Source organism: Nocardia violaceofusca NBRC 14427 (assembly GCF_963869435.1).
GTDB classification, from domain to species: domain Bacteria; phylum Actinomycetota; class Actinomycetes; order Mycobacteriales; family Mycobacteriaceae; genus Nocardia; species Nocardia aobensis.
This window is the reverse complement of sequence record NZ_CAWMPM010000047.1, coordinates 1-14,801: the sequence shown is the minus strand read 5'-3', so window position 1 is coordinate 14,801 and position 14,801 is coordinate 1. Positions and strand designations below refer to the sequence as shown.

Genomic DNA, 14,801 nt, shown 5'->3' with positions numbered 1-14,801 from the left:
GCCCGCCACGCCGGTATTTCCGGTGTGCGCGGGCGTATCGGTCCGGTTTGTCGTCGTGCGCCACGGTGGTGGCGTGTCAAGTGAGTGAGTGTTGTTGTGACACACGTGGATTCTGACAAGGGAGCGGTAACTACTCGGCAGTCGATCCGGACCGCGCGCAGCGTGGTGGTGAAGATCGGCTCGTCGGCGCTGACCAGCCTCGAGGGCGGACTCGACACCGCGCGCCTGGACAAGCTCGCCGAGGCGATCGAGGCGCGGATGCGCGCGGGCTCGGATGTGGTGGTGGTGTCGTCCGGTGCGATCGGCGCCGGCATCGCCCCGCTCGGATTGGCCGCCCGCCCAAGGGATCTCGCGACGAAACAGGCGGCGGCGAGCGTCGGCCAACTGGCCTTGGCCCACGCCTGGGGAACCTCGTTCGCCCGATTCGATCGCGTGGTGGGGCAGGTGCTGCTGACCGCGGGTGACTTCGCCCGGCGCGAACATCACCGCAACGCGCAGCGCACCCTCGACCGATTGCGCGCCCTGCACGCGGTCGCGGTGGTCAACGAGAACGACACCATCGCCACCGAGGAGATTCGCTTCGGCGACAACGACCGGCTGGCCGCGCTGGTGGCGCACTTGGTCGGTGCGGACGCGCTGATCCTGCTGTCGGACGTGGACGGTCTCTACGACGGCGACCCCCGCAGGGGCGCCGCCACATTCATTCCCGAGGTGCGCAGCAGCGCCGACCTCGACGGTGTGATCGCCGGCAGCGGCGGTGCTCTCGGCACCGGCGGTATGGCGTCGAAGCTCTCGGCCGCCCGCCTCGCCGCCGACGCCGGCGTGCCCGTCCTGCTGGCCGCAGCCTCCGATGCGGCGCTGGCACTGCGCGACGCCTCGGTCGGCACGGCCTTCGCCGCGCGTCCGGTCCGGTTGTCGGCGCGCAAGTTCTGGGTCCGCCACGCCGCCGACAGCCGCGGCGCCATCCACCTCGACGCAGGCGCCGTCAGAGCCGTCGCGCATTCGCGCCGCTCACTCCTCGCCGCCGGTATCACCGGCGTCAGGGGTCGCTTCTACGGCGGCGATGTGGTCGACCTGCTCGCCCCCGACGGTCGCACGGTGGCTCGGGGCGTCGTGGAATACGACAGCACCGAACTACAGGCCATGGCCGGCCATTCCACCTCCGAACTGCCGGAAGGTATGCAACGCCCTGTCATTCACGCCGACGATCTGGTCAAGGTGTAGGGCTCTCGGCACCACCCCGGCCGCGCACCTGGCGAAATCTCTCGCGCTTCCGACCTCGGCTCAACCCGGCGGGGACACCCCGGGCTGGTCGGGAGTCGTCGGCGTATCGGTGTTCGGGATCGGGCCGGTGATACCCGGCTGACCTTCCTGGTCGGTGAGCGGAGGCGCCGACGGATCGGGTGGCACGGGGGCCGGAGGTGGTGTGGGCGCGGGGGGTTGGAGCGGCGGAGCGGATGCCGACGGGTCGGGCGACTGCGGGGCGGGAGGTGGTGCGGGCGTGGGGGATTGGGGCGGTGGAGCGGATGCCGACGGGTTGGGCGACTGCGGGGCGGGGGTGTCGGATGGTGGCGCAGCCGGTGCGGCGGGGGCGGGGGTGACGGGTGGCGCGTCATCCGGGCCGGTCGTCGGGGGACCCGGCGGTGGCACCGGACTGCTCGGGCTGGACGGTGCGGGTGGCTGTGTCGGGTCCGGCGAGGTGGGGGCGGAAGAGGCCGGCGGCGCCGGGGTCGGCGTGGGGCCCGGATCGTGCGTCGGCAAGGCGGGTGCCGGGGCCGACGAACTCGGGGCCGGGTCGCCGGGAGTGGGTGCGGGTTGCGTGTGGGGAGGCGCCGGTGCCGTGCTCTCGGGTGCGGGTGCGGGTGCGGGTGCGGGTGCGGGTGCGGGTGCGGGTGCGGGTGCGGGTGCGGGTGCGGGTGCGGGTTCGGGCTGCGGCGACGCGGGTGCACCGGGCACAGTGGCCGAGTTCGGAGCTTGGTCCGGTGTCGAGGGCTCGGACTCGGACGACGGTGGGGCGGTAGGGCTTTGGAGCGCTTGCGGACGGTCGCCGTTCGGGCGCGCGGGAGCGCTGGGCCGCGGTCCGGCCGGGTCGGCTTGTGCCGGGGGTTCGGGCAGCGCCGGGACCGCGGTGCCCGCCGCGGAGTAGGCCGGTTTGTAGATCATGTTCATCGCCAGAATCGCCTCCTGACGCATGACCTCCTCGGCGATGCGCGCATCGATCACGTGCGCGGCCTCCAACACTCGGGCGATGGCGCCCACCGGCCCGGAATCGCCCGGTGGCGGTACCGCCAGTTTGACCGCCTCCGCGGCGCCGGCGACCGCACCGAGCCGCGCGCCGACCTCGCCGAAGACGGCGGCCAATTCGTCGACGGAGGCGGCGAAACTGTGCGCGCTCGCGGCGGCGGCCTCGGCGGCCGGGCCCTGCCAACCGGCATGGTCCATGATTCGTTCGACCTGTGAGCGGGTGGCCGGCATCGAACCGGTCAGCGTGGCGGCCGCCTCCAGCCAGATCAGGGAGGCCTGCAGAATCTCACCGGCCTCGATCTTCTCCGTTCCGGTGTGGATCTGTTCGTGTGTCATGGACTCGAAATGTTCCATGGCGCTGACGTATTGGGGGTCGGTGTGCGATGCGGCCGGCCCGTAACGGAATTCGGCGCTCATCGTGACAGTCCGGACGAGATCGCCCGCAGCGCGGCCGCATGCGCGGAATCGGCCTCCTCGTAGAGCCCGGCGCTGGTCAGGAAGGCCTCTTTCATGCGGTAGGCGGCGGCGATGTACTGGTCGAGTAGTTCGGCCGCATCGCGCGCCTTGCGGCCGAATCCGGCCTGCAACTGCTGAGCGGAGAAGAAGCCCCCGAATCCGCTGAGCTGCGCCACCGAATCGAGGCGCTGCTGTAGTTCCCGAAGCCGGTCGGCCTGCTGCTGATAGATCTCCGCGCACCCACGCGCGGCCGCCGGATCGAAGGTGACGGTTCCCCCGCGCGCGGCCTGTAAGAAACGGGTGATATCGGCCTGGCTGGTCTCGATCGTCATGCGCACCCCTGAGATCGGTCGGTCCGATCAGCCTAATGGGGAGGGCCGGAGGCGGCAGCGGAGCACTACCACGTACGGGCTCCCCATCGGGCTGCAATCACACAGCCGACGGGGAACGCCCGGAGGGCGGCTTCCCGGTGAGGCTGCAGGTCGACCCAGCTTACTGGTTCCGGCGATGTCCGGTCAGCCCGAGTTGCCCGAATCCGCGCCCGTCGCAGTCATCGCGGAATGCGTTTTTGCAGGTGAGTGCCGATCTGCTGCCGGCTCGCGGGCACGATATGGACTTCGTCGCCCGCCTTGATGAGATAGCGCCCGTCCTCGGCGACGTCGATCCACGTGTAGTACAGCGGCGCGGGCGGTGTGGGCCGGTCCAGGCCGGCCTCGATGCGGATATGCCCTTCGGCGCTATGCGGTTTCAGCAGCAGACGGCGGATGCGCGGCGCCGGCGGTGAGACCGGCCGCGGGCAGTCGTCGTCGCGTATCGCCTCGGTCGGTGCCGAGCGGGCGGGTTCACCTCCGGCCGGGCAGTCGGGCAGCAGCGCGGCGATGCGGGCGCCCAGTTTGCCGGTATGCCCGATCGACATTCGGATGGATCCGCCGAATCCGGGTGTGCGTCCCGGTTCCTGGATCGCGAGCACGGCGTGGTCGTAGATCGCCGCGGCCACCGCCCGGATCTCGGTCCCCGGACTGTGTGCGCCGCCGATCGCGACCACACGGGTGTGCGGTGCGGCCAGGATACGCAGACAGGCGGAAAGGTCCGGGTCCGCGCCGAGCGGCAGCCGTGCCTCGAGGGTTTTGCGCAAGGTGGCCGCCTCGTCCTCGGTGCGCGGGGTTTCGAGGATGCGAAGGGGGAAGGGATGGCGATCGAGGTCGGTTTCGCGCCAGATGTGCGCGAACTCGTCCGGTGTGAATGACCAACTCACGCCGAATTACACCCTCCACCGATCGTCACGAGCCTCAACGTAGCGTAGCCGCGCTCCCGGCGGGCGGCCAGCCGATCTTGTTCGGATTTCGGTTAACACCGGCGAGCGCGGCCGGTATATCGAGACAACGCCCCGGTGACCGCCTGCGCACCGCGGCCGGTGGGATATCCGATCACCGGTATTCCGAAACGGAAACATTTCAGATATACCGTTACGAACTCTGCGAGCGACCGCTGGGCAGGCGCACGGTCCGCGATGACAGGAGACCTGGTGCACGAATCCGAAGCGGGCCTTGCCGAAGCGGCGGATGCCGGCGGGAAAGCGGCCGGGCTGCGTCGGTTGCGTGATGCGTCGTTGCCGGTGCCGGATTGGCTGGTCGTCGAGCCGGAGATGTTCCAGCACATGCCCGCCGAGATCGTCGCGGCGGCAGCGGAATTCGTTCGCACGCCCGATCTCGACGAGGCGCTGGTCCGCGGTGCCCGGTTACGCGCGAGCATCATGACCGCCACGCCCCCGGATGCCCTCGTCGCGGCGATGGACGAGGTGTGGCAGCGCCTGGGCCGTGCCCCGGTGGCGGTCCGGTCCTCGGCGGCGGTGGAGGACGGCACCGCGTATTCGTTTGCCGGGCAGTTCGATTCGTTCCTGAACGTCTCGGGGGCCGAGGCGATCGCGTCGGTGGTGACGGCCTGCTGGGCGTCGGCGTTGTCGCCGCGGGTGATCAACTACTGTTTCGCGCACGGACTGGCACTCCCGGAGATGCCGGCGGTCGTGGTGCAACGCCTGATCGCGGCGGAGACCAGCGGTGTGCTGTTCACCTGCGATCCGAGCACCGGCGCCACGGACCGGATGCTGATCAGCGCCGTCTACGGTCTGGGCGAAGGGCTGGTCTCCGGCGCCGTGGACGCCGATACCCATGTGGTGGACAAATTTTCGGGCACGGCGATCGATACGGTGTTGGGCGAGAAGGCGACTCGCTACCGTCCCGACGGCGACCAGGGGTGTATCGCGGTGGACGTCGATCCCGCGCTGCGGGCACGCCCGGCGCTGACTCCGGAGCAGGTGACCCGGCTGATCGAGGTCGGCCGCCGGATCGAGACGGCGACGAACGCCCCGCAGGACGTCGAGTGGGCCTTCGACGCGGAGGACCGGCTCTGGGTGCTGCAGGCGCGGCCGGTGACCACGGTGGTGGGGGACCCGTTGCGCGGCGCCGGTGAAGCGGTGCCCGACGGTGATCTGCGAATCTGGGACAACTCCAACATCATCGAGAGTTTCAGCGGCATCACCTCACCGCTCACCTTCACCACCGCGGCCGATATCTACGGGCGGGTGTACCGCGGATACGCCGAATCCCTGGGGGTGCCGCAGCCGCAGGTCGCGCAGACCGACAGCTGGACTCCGGTGCTGCTCGGCTACTTTCACGGCCGCGTTTACTACAACCTGCTGCACTGGTATCGGATGGTCGGCATCGCGCCGGGCTATCCGCTCAACCGCCGGGTACTCGAGGCAGCACTCGGCGTGGCCGAACCACTGCCGGACGACATCGCGAAGACGTTGCGCCCGTTCACCTTCGGCAATCCGCTGCGGCGGGTGGTGTCCCGGGCCCGCACCACCGTGATCTATCTGCGCCGCATCGCCGGGATCGACGCGATGATGCGGCGGTTCCTCGACGATTTCTACCGCGTCTACGACGATTTCGAATCCCACGACGACAGCGCCGACACCGGGGCGCAGGCCTACGCCCGCTATCGCGAACTCGATCGGGAACTGGTGCACCGCTGGGGTCCGATGATGGTGCTGGACGCGATGCTGCTGACCCTCACCGGCCTGCTGTACGTCCTCACCCGGATTTTCCTGCCGAAGGCGCCGGAGTGGTTCCTCTACGCCGTCGCCGGGCCCGGGGCCGACGTCGAATCCGCCGAGCCGGCCCGTGCCATGTCGGCGCTCGCCGCGATCGTGCGGCAGCACGACGATCTGCGCAAGCTACTGGAAAGCACTGCCCCGGAGGGCATTTACGACGCGCTCGTTACCGCGGGCCAGGACGAGTTCCGGGCGCGCGTCGACGAGTACATCGACCGCTACGGCTACCGCAGCCTCGACGAACTGAAGCTCGAGACGCCGGATCTGCGGGAGGATCCGTCGGGCCTGTTCGTCATGCTGCTGGCCGCACTGCCGGAACAACAGGATCGCGCCGCCGACGACGCGCAACGGTATCTGGATGCGCATCTGCGCGGTTGGCGCCGCGCGATCTACGAACGGTTGCGACGCAAGGTGTCTCGCTGTGCGGGGCATCGGGAAAGTCTGCGCTTCTGCCGCACCCGCGCCTTCGGCATGGTCAAACGAACCATCCGAATCATGGGACGAGACCTGGTGCGGCGCAATATCATCGACGAATTCTCCGATGTGTTCTACCTGACGCTGCCGCAACTGCGCAGCTGCTACGAGGGCGGCGAGACGGCCGGTCTGCGGGCGGTGGTCGCCGCCCGCAAACAGCAGCGCGCCGCCGACGCGCGCCTGGTCGCACCGGCCCGCTTCGTCACCCACGGTGGCGGTTTCGGCCCGGCCGAACTGGCGGCGGCCGGATGGGTGCCGATCACCGACACCCCGGCCGCGACAGCGGGTTCGGTCTTCACCGGTACGCCGTCGGGTGGTGGGGTCGGCACGGGCCCGGCGGTGGTGGTCGACGAGCCGCGCGACGTGGCGGGCGGTGTGCTCGTCACCTATCGAACCGATCCGGGATGGGTGGCGGTGCTGCCGTCGGCGACGGCTCTCGTCGTCGAGCGGGGCAGCCCGCTCACCCATGTCGCCATCGTCGCGCGCGAACTCGGTGTGCCGACGGTGGTGCAGATTCCGGGTGTCACCAGATCCGTCCGGACCGGTATGCCGTTGCGGGTCGACGGCAGCAGCGGAACCGTCACCGTGCTCGAAGAAGGGGAGGCAGCCGATGCCCAGTGAACTGCGGAACACCGACGACGACCAGGCACTGGTGCGCGGCTGGCTGGTGAATCCCGCCGCCACCACCGGCATCCACCTCGCCGACGAAGCCGACGGCTGGCAGTTCCGCAGCTACGCGGAACTCGCCGAACTGACCTGGTCGGTCGCGGGCCGGCTCCGCGAACGAGGTCTCGGGGGCGGTGACGAGGCCGGGGTCTGCGTCGTCATGCCGACCGGATTCCCCTGTGTCGCCGCCTTTTACGCGGTGTGGGCGTGCGGTGGGGTGTTCACGCCCATCGCCCCGCCCATGTTCGCCGATATGGCCCAGTACATCTCGCATGTCGCGGCGATCCTCGACCAGGCCGCACCTCGCGTGGTCGTGACCTCCGTGGAGCTCGAAACACTGGTCCGTGAGGCGATGACCGCGGCCGGACGTGCCGACGAACCGGTCGTCGTCGGCGACACCGGATCACCCGCCGACCGGACGCTCGCAACCGCGGCCGAGACGGCACTGCTGCAATTCACCTCCGGGTCCACCGGAACCCCGCGCGGCGTGCGGGTGTCGTGGCACAACCTGGCCAACAACATCCGGATGATCAGCCGGCTGATCGACTGGCGACCCGGCGAGGCGATGGTCTCGTGGCTGCCGCTCTACCACGATATGGGCCTGGTCGGCGCATTCCTCACCACCGTCGCCAATCAGGGTGACCTCTATCTGATGCGGCCGGATCAGTTCGTGCGCGATCCGGCGCGCTGGCTGCGGGCGATGGCGCACGCCCAGCACTCGCCGTCGCCGTCGTTCGCGCTCGGTTATGTGGCACATCGGGTTTCGCCGGACGACATCGCCGATCTGGACCTGTCGGGATGGCGGACCCTGGCGGTCGGCTCCGAACCGGTCGAAGTCGAGGATCTGCGGTCCTTCGCCGAACTCACCGGCGCGCGCGGTTTCTCCGCTCGGGCCTACACCCTCGCCTACGGTCTGGCCGAGGCCACGCTGATGGTCACCTCCTCGGCGCGCGACCGGCCGCTCACGGCCCTGCGGGTCGATACCGCGACCCTGCGCCCCGGTGAGCCGGTGCGGATCGTCGCGGAGGTCGTACTCGCCGACGACCGGTGGGTGAGCGGCCCGGGCTGGATCACCGGCCTCGGCTACTCCACTCCCGAATCCACCGTCGTGGTGGTGGACGAGGACGGCCGCGAACTGCCCGACGGGGTGCTCGGCGAAATGGTGGTGATCGGCGATTCGGTCGCACTCGGGTATACCGACGGCGCCGGCGGCGCGACCCGCATCACCGACGGCCGGCTCTACACCGGCGACGCCGGATTCCGTTACCACGACGAGGTTTTCGTGCTGGGCCGGATGGGCACGAGCCTGAAGGTGCGGGGGCGGTCGGTGTTCATGGAGGACATCGAATCCCGGGTGGCGCGCGAAACCGGCATCACCAAGGGAAAGCTCGCGGCGGTCTCGCTGACCGGCGGCGCCGCACCCGGCATCGTGCTCTTCGCCGAAACCGCTCCGGGGGAGTGGATCACCCGGGCCCGGACCGTGGTGCGCGGCGAACTGGGCCCGGCGGGGACCGCCGGCGTCGTCACCGGACCGCGCGGCTTCATCCGCCGCACCTCGAGCGGCAAACCGCGCCGCCGGCACATGTGGCAGCTCTACACCGAAGGCCGATTGGCGGGCGCCACCGAACATCCCGGCGCCGACACCACGGCGACGAGTGTCTCCACCGCGCCGGCGCTGTCGCTCGATCGTGCCGAGCGGTTGCTGGCCGCGGCACTGGAAACGGTCTCGATCCCACCGAATTCCGCCGCCCTGTTCGAGGGGTCGCTGGCGGAGGGATTCGGTAACGAGGGTTCCGATATCGACTTCCTGATCGTGGCGCCCGGTGACGAGCAGATGCCGACGCTACCGACCGTGGTGTTCGCCGACGGCCGCCGCATCGAGATCCGCACCCGATCCGAGGCGCAACTGCGCGCGCAACTCGAGCGAGTGACCGGCGCGGGCGGTGATCTCGACGAGGATGTGCTGAACCGCTGCCAGCGGTTCCGCAATGCGACGGTGCTGCGGTCGAGCGCGGCCGTGGATCTGGACGGGTTGCTGGCGCTGGTGGCCGCCGACGGCTTCGCCGAGACCGTGTCCGGCTGGTGGGCACGGCGGAGCCGCCACGCGCTGTGGTTCGCGGTCGCGCTGCGCGCCATGGGCGCGGACGCGGAAGCCGACGGGTGGGCTCGCGACGGCCTGCTCCAGGCGGTCAAATCGTGGGCCGCGACGCGTGGGGAGACCTATATCGAGACGAAATGGGTTCCGCGACAGCTGGATCGGCTCGTGGCGGCCGATCCCGGTATCGCGGAGCGGGTCGACGCCTACCGTGCACTCCCGCCCGGCGCGACGCTCGACGAGACGCTCACCCTGGCCCGGCGATTCGGCATCGACGACGTCACCGACGATCCCGATCGGATTCTGCTGGCCCGGGTCGACGGCGTGACCACGTGGCCCATCGGCGACCGGATCCATGTGCTGCGCGACGATCGGGACGTCTTCGCACTCTCCGACCGCGGCGCCGCGGCGTGGCGGGGCGTGGTCACGCGCAAGTCGGTCGCCGACATACTGCGCCGGGCGCCGATCGGCACGGAACTCGCCGAATTCGTCCGCCTGGGCTTCATCGGATTGTCCCTGCGCGGAGGCGAGACATTGCGTCCCGCGCTCGCCATGTGCAAGCCGGTACGCCCGGTCACGCCGATTCCGTCCACGCGGATGCCCGCGCTCGGGCTCGCCGGTGGCGGCGCGGACCGCGAGATCGCGACCCTGTCACCACTTCCGGCCCAGCGATTCGTCGCCTGCGCGATGGAGGTGGTCTGGTCGAACGTGGTGCTGGAGAACGCCCGCGAGGACCTGATGGGGGCGGTGAAAGCGGGGCAGGGTGCCGTCGCCGATATCGCGGCGCATCGCGTGATCGCGATGTGCGTGCGAATGGCGCTGTCCACCTACGGTATTCACCCGCTACCCCCGGATGTCGCACCCGGACGGACGCTGGCCGCGATGGTGCCGGATGCCGGACCGCTACGCGAGCTGGTCGACCGCGCGTCGGCCCCGCGTTTCTCCGCGGTCCTCGGATCGGGCGCGAGCGGCCTGGACGAGCTGGCCGTGCTGGACGAACTCGCGGCCGCCGTGCGTGAGATCGCCGGGGGCACACAGTTTCCGGCGTCGTTCGATTCGCGGGAGCAATGGCGGCGCACGCTCGACATCAGCTACGACTGGCTGCGCCCGGCCGCCTATCTCGATACCGAACTGCCGCTCGACGAGGCCCGCGACCTGCTCGGCTCGGGCGGGCGGCAACCCCACCAGCGCGACGGAGGACAGTGATGACGAATGTGGACGGCCCAGTGGCGGAACGGGTGCGCCGGCTCGTCGTCGCGATGGCGCCGGCTCCGCCCGCCGACCCGGGCGACCGGTTGCGGCTGATCGAGGATCTGGGATTCGACTCGCTTCGTTTGATGGAGTTGACCCTCGTGCTCGAACAGGCCTTCGGACTACCGCGTTACCGGCCCGAACAGCTGGCCGGTGTGCGCCGTATCGGGGATGTGGTGACCCTGATCGAGGAGGTGCGATTGTGACCGGACACGACGCCGTCCTGGTGACCGGCGCGGGCGGCCTGATCGGTGCGGAGGTGGTGGCGCGCCTCGGCGCGGCGGGCCGGCCCGTGGTCGGGTTGGTACACAGCACTGCGCGGATCATCCGCAACGACGGTTCCGAGATGGACGGCATCGAGACGGTGCGCGGCGACGTCCGGCGGCTGGGTTTCGGCCTCTCCGGGCACGACGCCGCCGAACTGGGCTCCCGCGTCGGCATGATCGTGCACTCGGCCGCGACCACGGCCTTCGACGCCACCGCCGGCGACTACGAGGAACTGAACGTGCGTGGCACCGCGCACGCGATCGAACTGGCGCTGTGCTGGAACGTGCCGCTGGTGTACGTGAGTACCGCCTACGTGTGCGGGATGCGGGCGGGTGTGGTCGCCGAGGCGGAACTCGATGTCGGGCAGGCCTTCGGAAACGGCTACGAGGACAGTAAGTTCCGGGCCGAACGCCAGGTGCGCTGCACGCCGGGGCTGCGCTGGGCGGTCGTTCGCCCCGGTGTCGTCACCGGTGCCACCGGCACCGGCGTGATCCGCGATTACAAGAACCTCTACACCGTGGTGAAGCTGATCGTCGAGGGCAAGCTGCGCTCACTGCCCGGCCGCTACGACGCCACGATCGCGCCGGCACCGGTCGACTTCGTCGCCGACGTGATCGCCAAGGCCGCGACCGACTTCGATTCCGCTGCGGGACAGACCTTTCACGCCGTCGGCGCCGATCCCCTCTCGCTGCGTGACATCTCGGACGTCCTCGCCGAATATCCCTCCTTCCAGGTCGCGACCTTCGTGCCCGAGGCCTCGTTCGCGGTGGAGGATCTGGACCCGCTGGAGCGTGAATACTTCCTGCGCATCGGCGCGCTCTACACGAGCTACTTCGCCCGCCGACCGCTGTTCGACACCACCGCGACACATGCCCTGCTCGGGCGGGATTGCCCGCCGAGCGGCAAGCCGTATCTGCGACTGCTCCTCGACCACTGCCTGGAGAGCGGCTACCTCGGCGATCCGCTGCCGTCGGTGACCGAGATCCTGGCGCGCTTCGGCCCGGACGCGACCGTGGGAGGCAGCCGATGAATCTGGCGCAACTGCTGGCGGCGTCGACTCCGCTGCCGGCCAAGGCGGCCGCCTATGCCGAGGACACCTACGTTCAGGAGACGGTCGACGAGCTCGGTGCGGCCGGCCTCGACGCGGCCGACTTCTCTCGCCGATATTCGCTGCTGCTGCTGAAACCGGATGCGATCGTGGCCCGGGCCGTCGAACCGACACTGCAGTGGTTGCGGGACAACGATTTCCGTATCGTCGCGGCGCGCACCTGCGCGGTGGACCGGCATCTGGTGCGCGCGCTGTGGTACTTCGCGTGGAATATCGCCTCACCGGAGCGGCGGCGGCTCGCCGATCTGCTGACCGAGATCTCCGACGCGCTGGTCCTCGTCGTCTCCGGCGAACCCACCGCGCTGCCGACCCCGGTGCGGCTCACGGCGGCCAAGGGCCCCACCGATCCGGTCAAGCGGCAGCCCGGTGAATTGCGTTATCTGCTGGGCAGATACAGCTACCTGCTGAATCTGGTGCATTCGCCCGACGATCCGGCCGACGTGCTGCGCGAGTTCGCGATCTACTTCGACAGCGACACCCGTGCGCGGGTGCTGCGGGAGATCGAGTCCGGGCGGGACCGCGGTGTCGAAGCCGCCGCCTGCGCCGCGGAGCTGTATTCCCGCACGCCCGCAAGGGATTTCGGGCGTTCGGCCGCCGCCGCGCGACTGGTCGCCGACGTCGGTGACGTTCCGGCGGACTTCGATCCGGATCGCGACGAGGACTGTGCGCTGATGCTGCGTCGCGCCTGGGCCACCGGCCGCGCGATCGATCCCTGGTCGGCCGTCGTCCTCGGTTCCCATGTACTGCCCATGCGCAACGGCGGGCGGCGCCAGACCCTGCCCCCGGTATCCGCACACGACTGGTTGGAGGCACGACCATGACGATCGACACCGCGACCATCCCGACCGCGAGCCACGTGCACACCATCTCCCGCCATCTCGCCCACCGCTGTGCGGTGTCGGAGGTCTTCGTCACCTCGCTGCACGCCGCGCGGTCCGACGAGTTCGTGGTCGGCGCCCAGCTACCCCGCATGCACGCCTTCTACGGCGACCACCTGGCTCCGTGGGACGACACCTACGACCCCATGCTGGTGATGGAGGCCGCCCGGCAGGCGGCGATCGCTCTCACGCACGAATACTTCGGCGTACCACAGGATTTCGGGTTCGTGGTGCGCACCTTCAACGGTGCGGTCGCGGAGAGCGACAGGTGGGTGATCGGGTCCGCGCCCGCGGATCTGGTGATGTCGGTGCAGATTTCGCGCCGGCATCGGCGCGGCGAGGTGCTGCAGGGGGTGGATATGGTGCTCGACATCGAATGCGGGGGTGAGCCGCTGATGATCGTGGACGGATCCTTCACCTGGGTGTCGCCGTCGCGGTGGGAGGCGCTGCGCGGCGGGTTGCGCACGGGGCTGGGCCTCGGCGACATCGGCGCGGCGCTGCCGCCCGGGCAGCCGGCCGCGGCGGTCGAGGTGGGCCGGGCCAACGGGCGCAATGTGGTGATCGGCCCGTTGCGGCGAGTCGGCGCGGCCGCGGTCGCCGAGCTGGCGATCGACACCGGCCACCCGATCCTGTTCGACCACACCGTGGATCACGTGCCCGGCAGTGTGCTGCTCGAGGCGGCACGGCAGACGGTCACCGCGATGTCGGTGTCCGAGCCGAGCCGGCTGATCGGGGTCTCCAGTTCCTTCGAGCAGTTCGTGGAGCTGGACCACCGCGCCGAATGTGTGACCCGCCCCTCGGATGCCGTTCCGGGACAGGTCGATTGCGAAATTCACCAGTGCGGAGCGGTGGCCGCCCGCATCGGCCTGCGCTACGACACCGACGAGGCGGAATGCTGAGCGGTCGCGCGCCCACCGGCCGGTCCGAGCAGGCTTCGACTCCGGGGCGACGTCGCCTGGGCGGATCGGCCGTCGCGCGAATCGCACGCTTCACCGTCGCGCGGTACGAAACACATCATCTGCTCTACGCCGTCATGTTCGTCCTGGCGGTGGAGGGCACCGCGGCGGTGGTGTCGCATCCGGACCTCGCGTGGCGTCCGGGAGGGGCCACGGCGGTGCGGATCGTCGTCGTCGCGGTGCTGCTGCTGTATCTGCGCATGGTGGACGAGATCAAGGACCTCGACTACGACCGGGTACACAACCCGGATCGGCCGCTGGTCACGGGAGCGGTGAGCGTCGGCGAATTGTGGGGTGCGATCGGGGCGCTCGCGGTGTTGCTGACAGCGGTGTCGTCGCTGCTGTCGTGGTGGTCGGCGGTGCTCGTCGTCGCGGCGATGGGGTACGGCCTGGCGCTGTGGGGGCTGGAGGGCGTATCGGCGCGGATCCGCGGCGATCTGCTGCTGAATCTGGCCGTGACCTACCCGGTGCAGTTGTGGATCATCGCGTACCTCGTGCGTTCGGCGATCGACACCGGTCAGGTCGAATCCGGGTGGCGGACAGCCTGGGTCGCGCTGATCTTCGCGGGCGCCTTCCTCCATTTCGAATTCGCGCGCAAGACGGCGGCGGACGCACGCCCTGGGCAGTGGTACTACTCGAATGTCCTGGGGGTGCGGGGGAGTGTCGGCGCGATTGTGGGCTGCGCGGCCCTCGCGGTGGGTGCGGAGGTGGCGCTGAGCCGGCCGTGGGACCATCCGCTGCCGTGGGCGACACTGGCGTGGATTCCGGTGGGACTGTTGCTACTTCCGGTCCTCGTGGCCGGATCGTTCCTGACTCGCTCGCCGGAGCGGATGCGACCACCAGTTCCCCCGTCCGAGTCCGCGCGAAACGGAGCGGCGTCGCCCGCCGCGGGCGAGTCGGATTCGGCCACCCGCGCGTATCCCGTCGTTCCGGCTGTGGTATTCGTACTGGTGTTGTATCTGATTCTCATCGCCACCGCCGTGACCTGGCGATAGTTCCCATGGCGGGCAGGGCCTCACGCCCAGGGGCATCGGAAGGCCACTGAAAGGGCAGTGACCGGGCCGCCGCGAGCGCGCACGCTTGGAAGTAGCACCCGGCGCCGCAGGATTGCCCCCTTCGCATCGTGCGGCACACCGGATCCGGCGCGGTTTGCCCTTGCCGCGTCGGGCTCGCGGTCCGGTGTCCCGTTCGTGGCGTCGGGTGCAACCACGACCCTTCCGGAGGTATCCGATGTCCGCCGCCTCGCAGCCGTACGGCCGCGCAGCGCGGACCGGCCCGGGCGGGCTGCGCGGCC

Annotated in this window: 11 protein-coding genes; 8 read left to right on the top strand and 3 right to left on the bottom strand. The window is 70.0% G+C overall.

What is annotated here, in order from left to right:
- Nucleotides 1–105: 105 nt before the first annotated feature.
- Nucleotides 106–1,224, top strand: a complete 1,119-nt coding sequence (gene proB / locus AC5592_RS32050; RefSeq protein ID WP_036499487.1) for a glutamate 5-kinase — start codon at nt 106–108, stop codon at nt 1,222–1,224.
- Nucleotides 1,225–1,284: 60 nt separating this feature from the next.
- On the opposite strand, the gene AC5592_RS32045 is transcribed toward proB, so the two are convergent.
- The 3 genes from AC5592_RS32045 to AC5592_RS32035 all read right to left on the bottom strand — a co-directional run bounded on the left by AC5592_RS32045 (nt 1,285) and on the right by AC5592_RS32035 (nt 3,955).
- On the bottom strand, nt 1,285–2,661 hold the full coding sequence (locus tag AC5592_RS32045; protein ID WP_063066340.1) for a superantigen-like protein SSL4: 1,377 nt from the start codon (nt 2,659–2,661) through the stop codon (nt 1,285–1,287).
- Nucleotides 2,658–3,032 carry a soluble NSF attachment family protein gene (locus AC5592_RS32040; RefSeq protein WP_036508059.1) on the bottom strand — a complete coding sequence of 125 codons (375 nt, stop codon included), beginning with the start codon at nt 3,030–3,032 and terminating at the stop codon, nt 2,658–2,660. Before AC5592_RS32040 ends, AC5592_RS32045 begins: the two co-directional genes overlap by 4 nt.
- Before the next feature lie 218 nt (nt 3,033–3,250).
- Entirely contained in the window at nt 3,251–3,955 is a 705-nt protein-coding gene (locus tag AC5592_RS32035; RefSeq protein ID WP_063066339.1) for an ESX secretion-associated protein EspG, read from the bottom strand.
- 270 nt (nt 3,956–4,225) lie between these two features.
- On the opposite strand from AC5592_RS32035, the gene AC5592_RS32030 reads away from it, so the two are divergent.
- The 7 genes from AC5592_RS32030 to AC5592_RS32000 are packed head-to-tail and all read left to right on the top strand — an operon-like array spanning nt 4,226 to nt 14,502.
- Nucleotides 4,226–6,907: a phosphoenolpyruvate synthase gene (locus AC5592_RS32030; RefSeq protein ID WP_232329649.1), complete on the top strand. Its 2,682-nt coding sequence runs from the start codon at nt 4,226–4,228 to the stop codon at nt 6,905–6,907.
- Complete coding sequence (locus AC5592_RS32025; protein WP_063066338.1) at nt 6,897–10,253, top strand: AMP-binding protein; 3,357 nt, start codon at nt 6,897–6,899, stop codon at nt 10,251–10,253. The genes AC5592_RS32030 and AC5592_RS32025 overlap by 11 nt, the downstream gene beginning before the upstream one ends.
- Nucleotides 10,253–10,504, top strand: coding sequence for an acyl carrier protein (locus AC5592_RS32020; RefSeq protein ID WP_063066337.1), 252 nt, complete (start codon nt 10,253–10,255; stop codon nt 10,502–10,504). The genes AC5592_RS32025 and AC5592_RS32020 overlap by 1 nt, the downstream gene beginning before the upstream one ends.
- Complete coding sequence (locus tag AC5592_RS32015; RefSeq protein ID WP_063066336.1) at nt 10,501–11,595, top strand: SDR family oxidoreductase; 1,095 nt, start codon at nt 10,501–10,503, stop codon at nt 11,593–11,595. The genes AC5592_RS32020 and AC5592_RS32015 overlap by 4 nt, the downstream gene beginning before the upstream one ends.
- Entirely contained in the window at nt 11,592–12,494 is a 903-nt protein-coding gene (locus AC5592_RS32010) for a nucleoside-diphosphate kinase (RefSeq protein WP_063066335.1), read from the top strand. The genes AC5592_RS32015 and AC5592_RS32010 overlap by 4 nt, the downstream gene beginning before the upstream one ends.
- Nucleotides 12,491–13,450: a ScbA/BarX family gamma-butyrolactone biosynthesis protein gene (locus AC5592_RS32005; protein ID WP_063066334.1), complete on the top strand. Its 960-nt coding sequence runs from the start codon at nt 12,491–12,493 to the stop codon at nt 13,448–13,450. Before AC5592_RS32010 ends, AC5592_RS32005 begins: the two co-directional genes overlap by 4 nt.
- The gene (locus AC5592_RS32000; protein WP_157122358.1) at nt 13,444–14,502 is read left to right on the top strand and encodes a UbiA prenyltransferase family protein; all 1,059 of its coding nucleotides are present in this window, start codon (nt 13,444–13,446) and stop codon (nt 14,500–14,502) included. The genes AC5592_RS32005 and AC5592_RS32000 overlap by 7 nt, the downstream gene beginning before the upstream one ends.
- The last annotated feature ends 299 nt before the right edge of the window (nt 14,503–14,801 follow it).

What these genes read in the sequence shown, in the direction of transcription:
- AC5592_RS32020 (WP_063066337.1), top strand. Translation starts at nt 10,253, where the DNA reads ATGACGAATGTGGACGGCCCAGTGGCGGAACGGGTGCGCCGGCTCGTC.
- AC5592_RS32000 (WP_157122358.1), top strand. Translation starts at nt 13,444, where the DNA reads ATGCTGAGCGGTCGCGCGCCCACCGGCCGGTCCGAGCAGGCTTCGACT.
- AC5592_RS32040 (WP_036508059.1), bottom strand. Translation starts at nt 3,032, where the DNA reads ATGACGATCGAGACCAGCCAGGCCGATATCACCCGTTTCTTACAGGCC.
- AC5592_RS32025 (WP_063066338.1), top strand. Translation starts at nt 6,897, where the DNA reads ATGCCCAGTGAACTGCGGAACACCGACGACGACCAGGCACTGGTGCGC.
- AC5592_RS32010 (WP_063066335.1), top strand. Translation starts at nt 11,592, where the DNA reads ATGAATCTGGCGCAACTGCTGGCGGCGTCGACTCCGCTGCCGGCCAAG.
- AC5592_RS32045 (WP_063066340.1), bottom strand. Translation starts at nt 2,661, where the DNA reads ATGAGCGCCGAATTCCGTTACGGGCCGGCCGCATCGCACACCGACCCC.
- AC5592_RS32005 (WP_063066334.1), top strand. Translation starts at nt 12,491, where the DNA reads ATGACGATCGACACCGCGACCATCCCGACCGCGAGCCACGTGCACACC.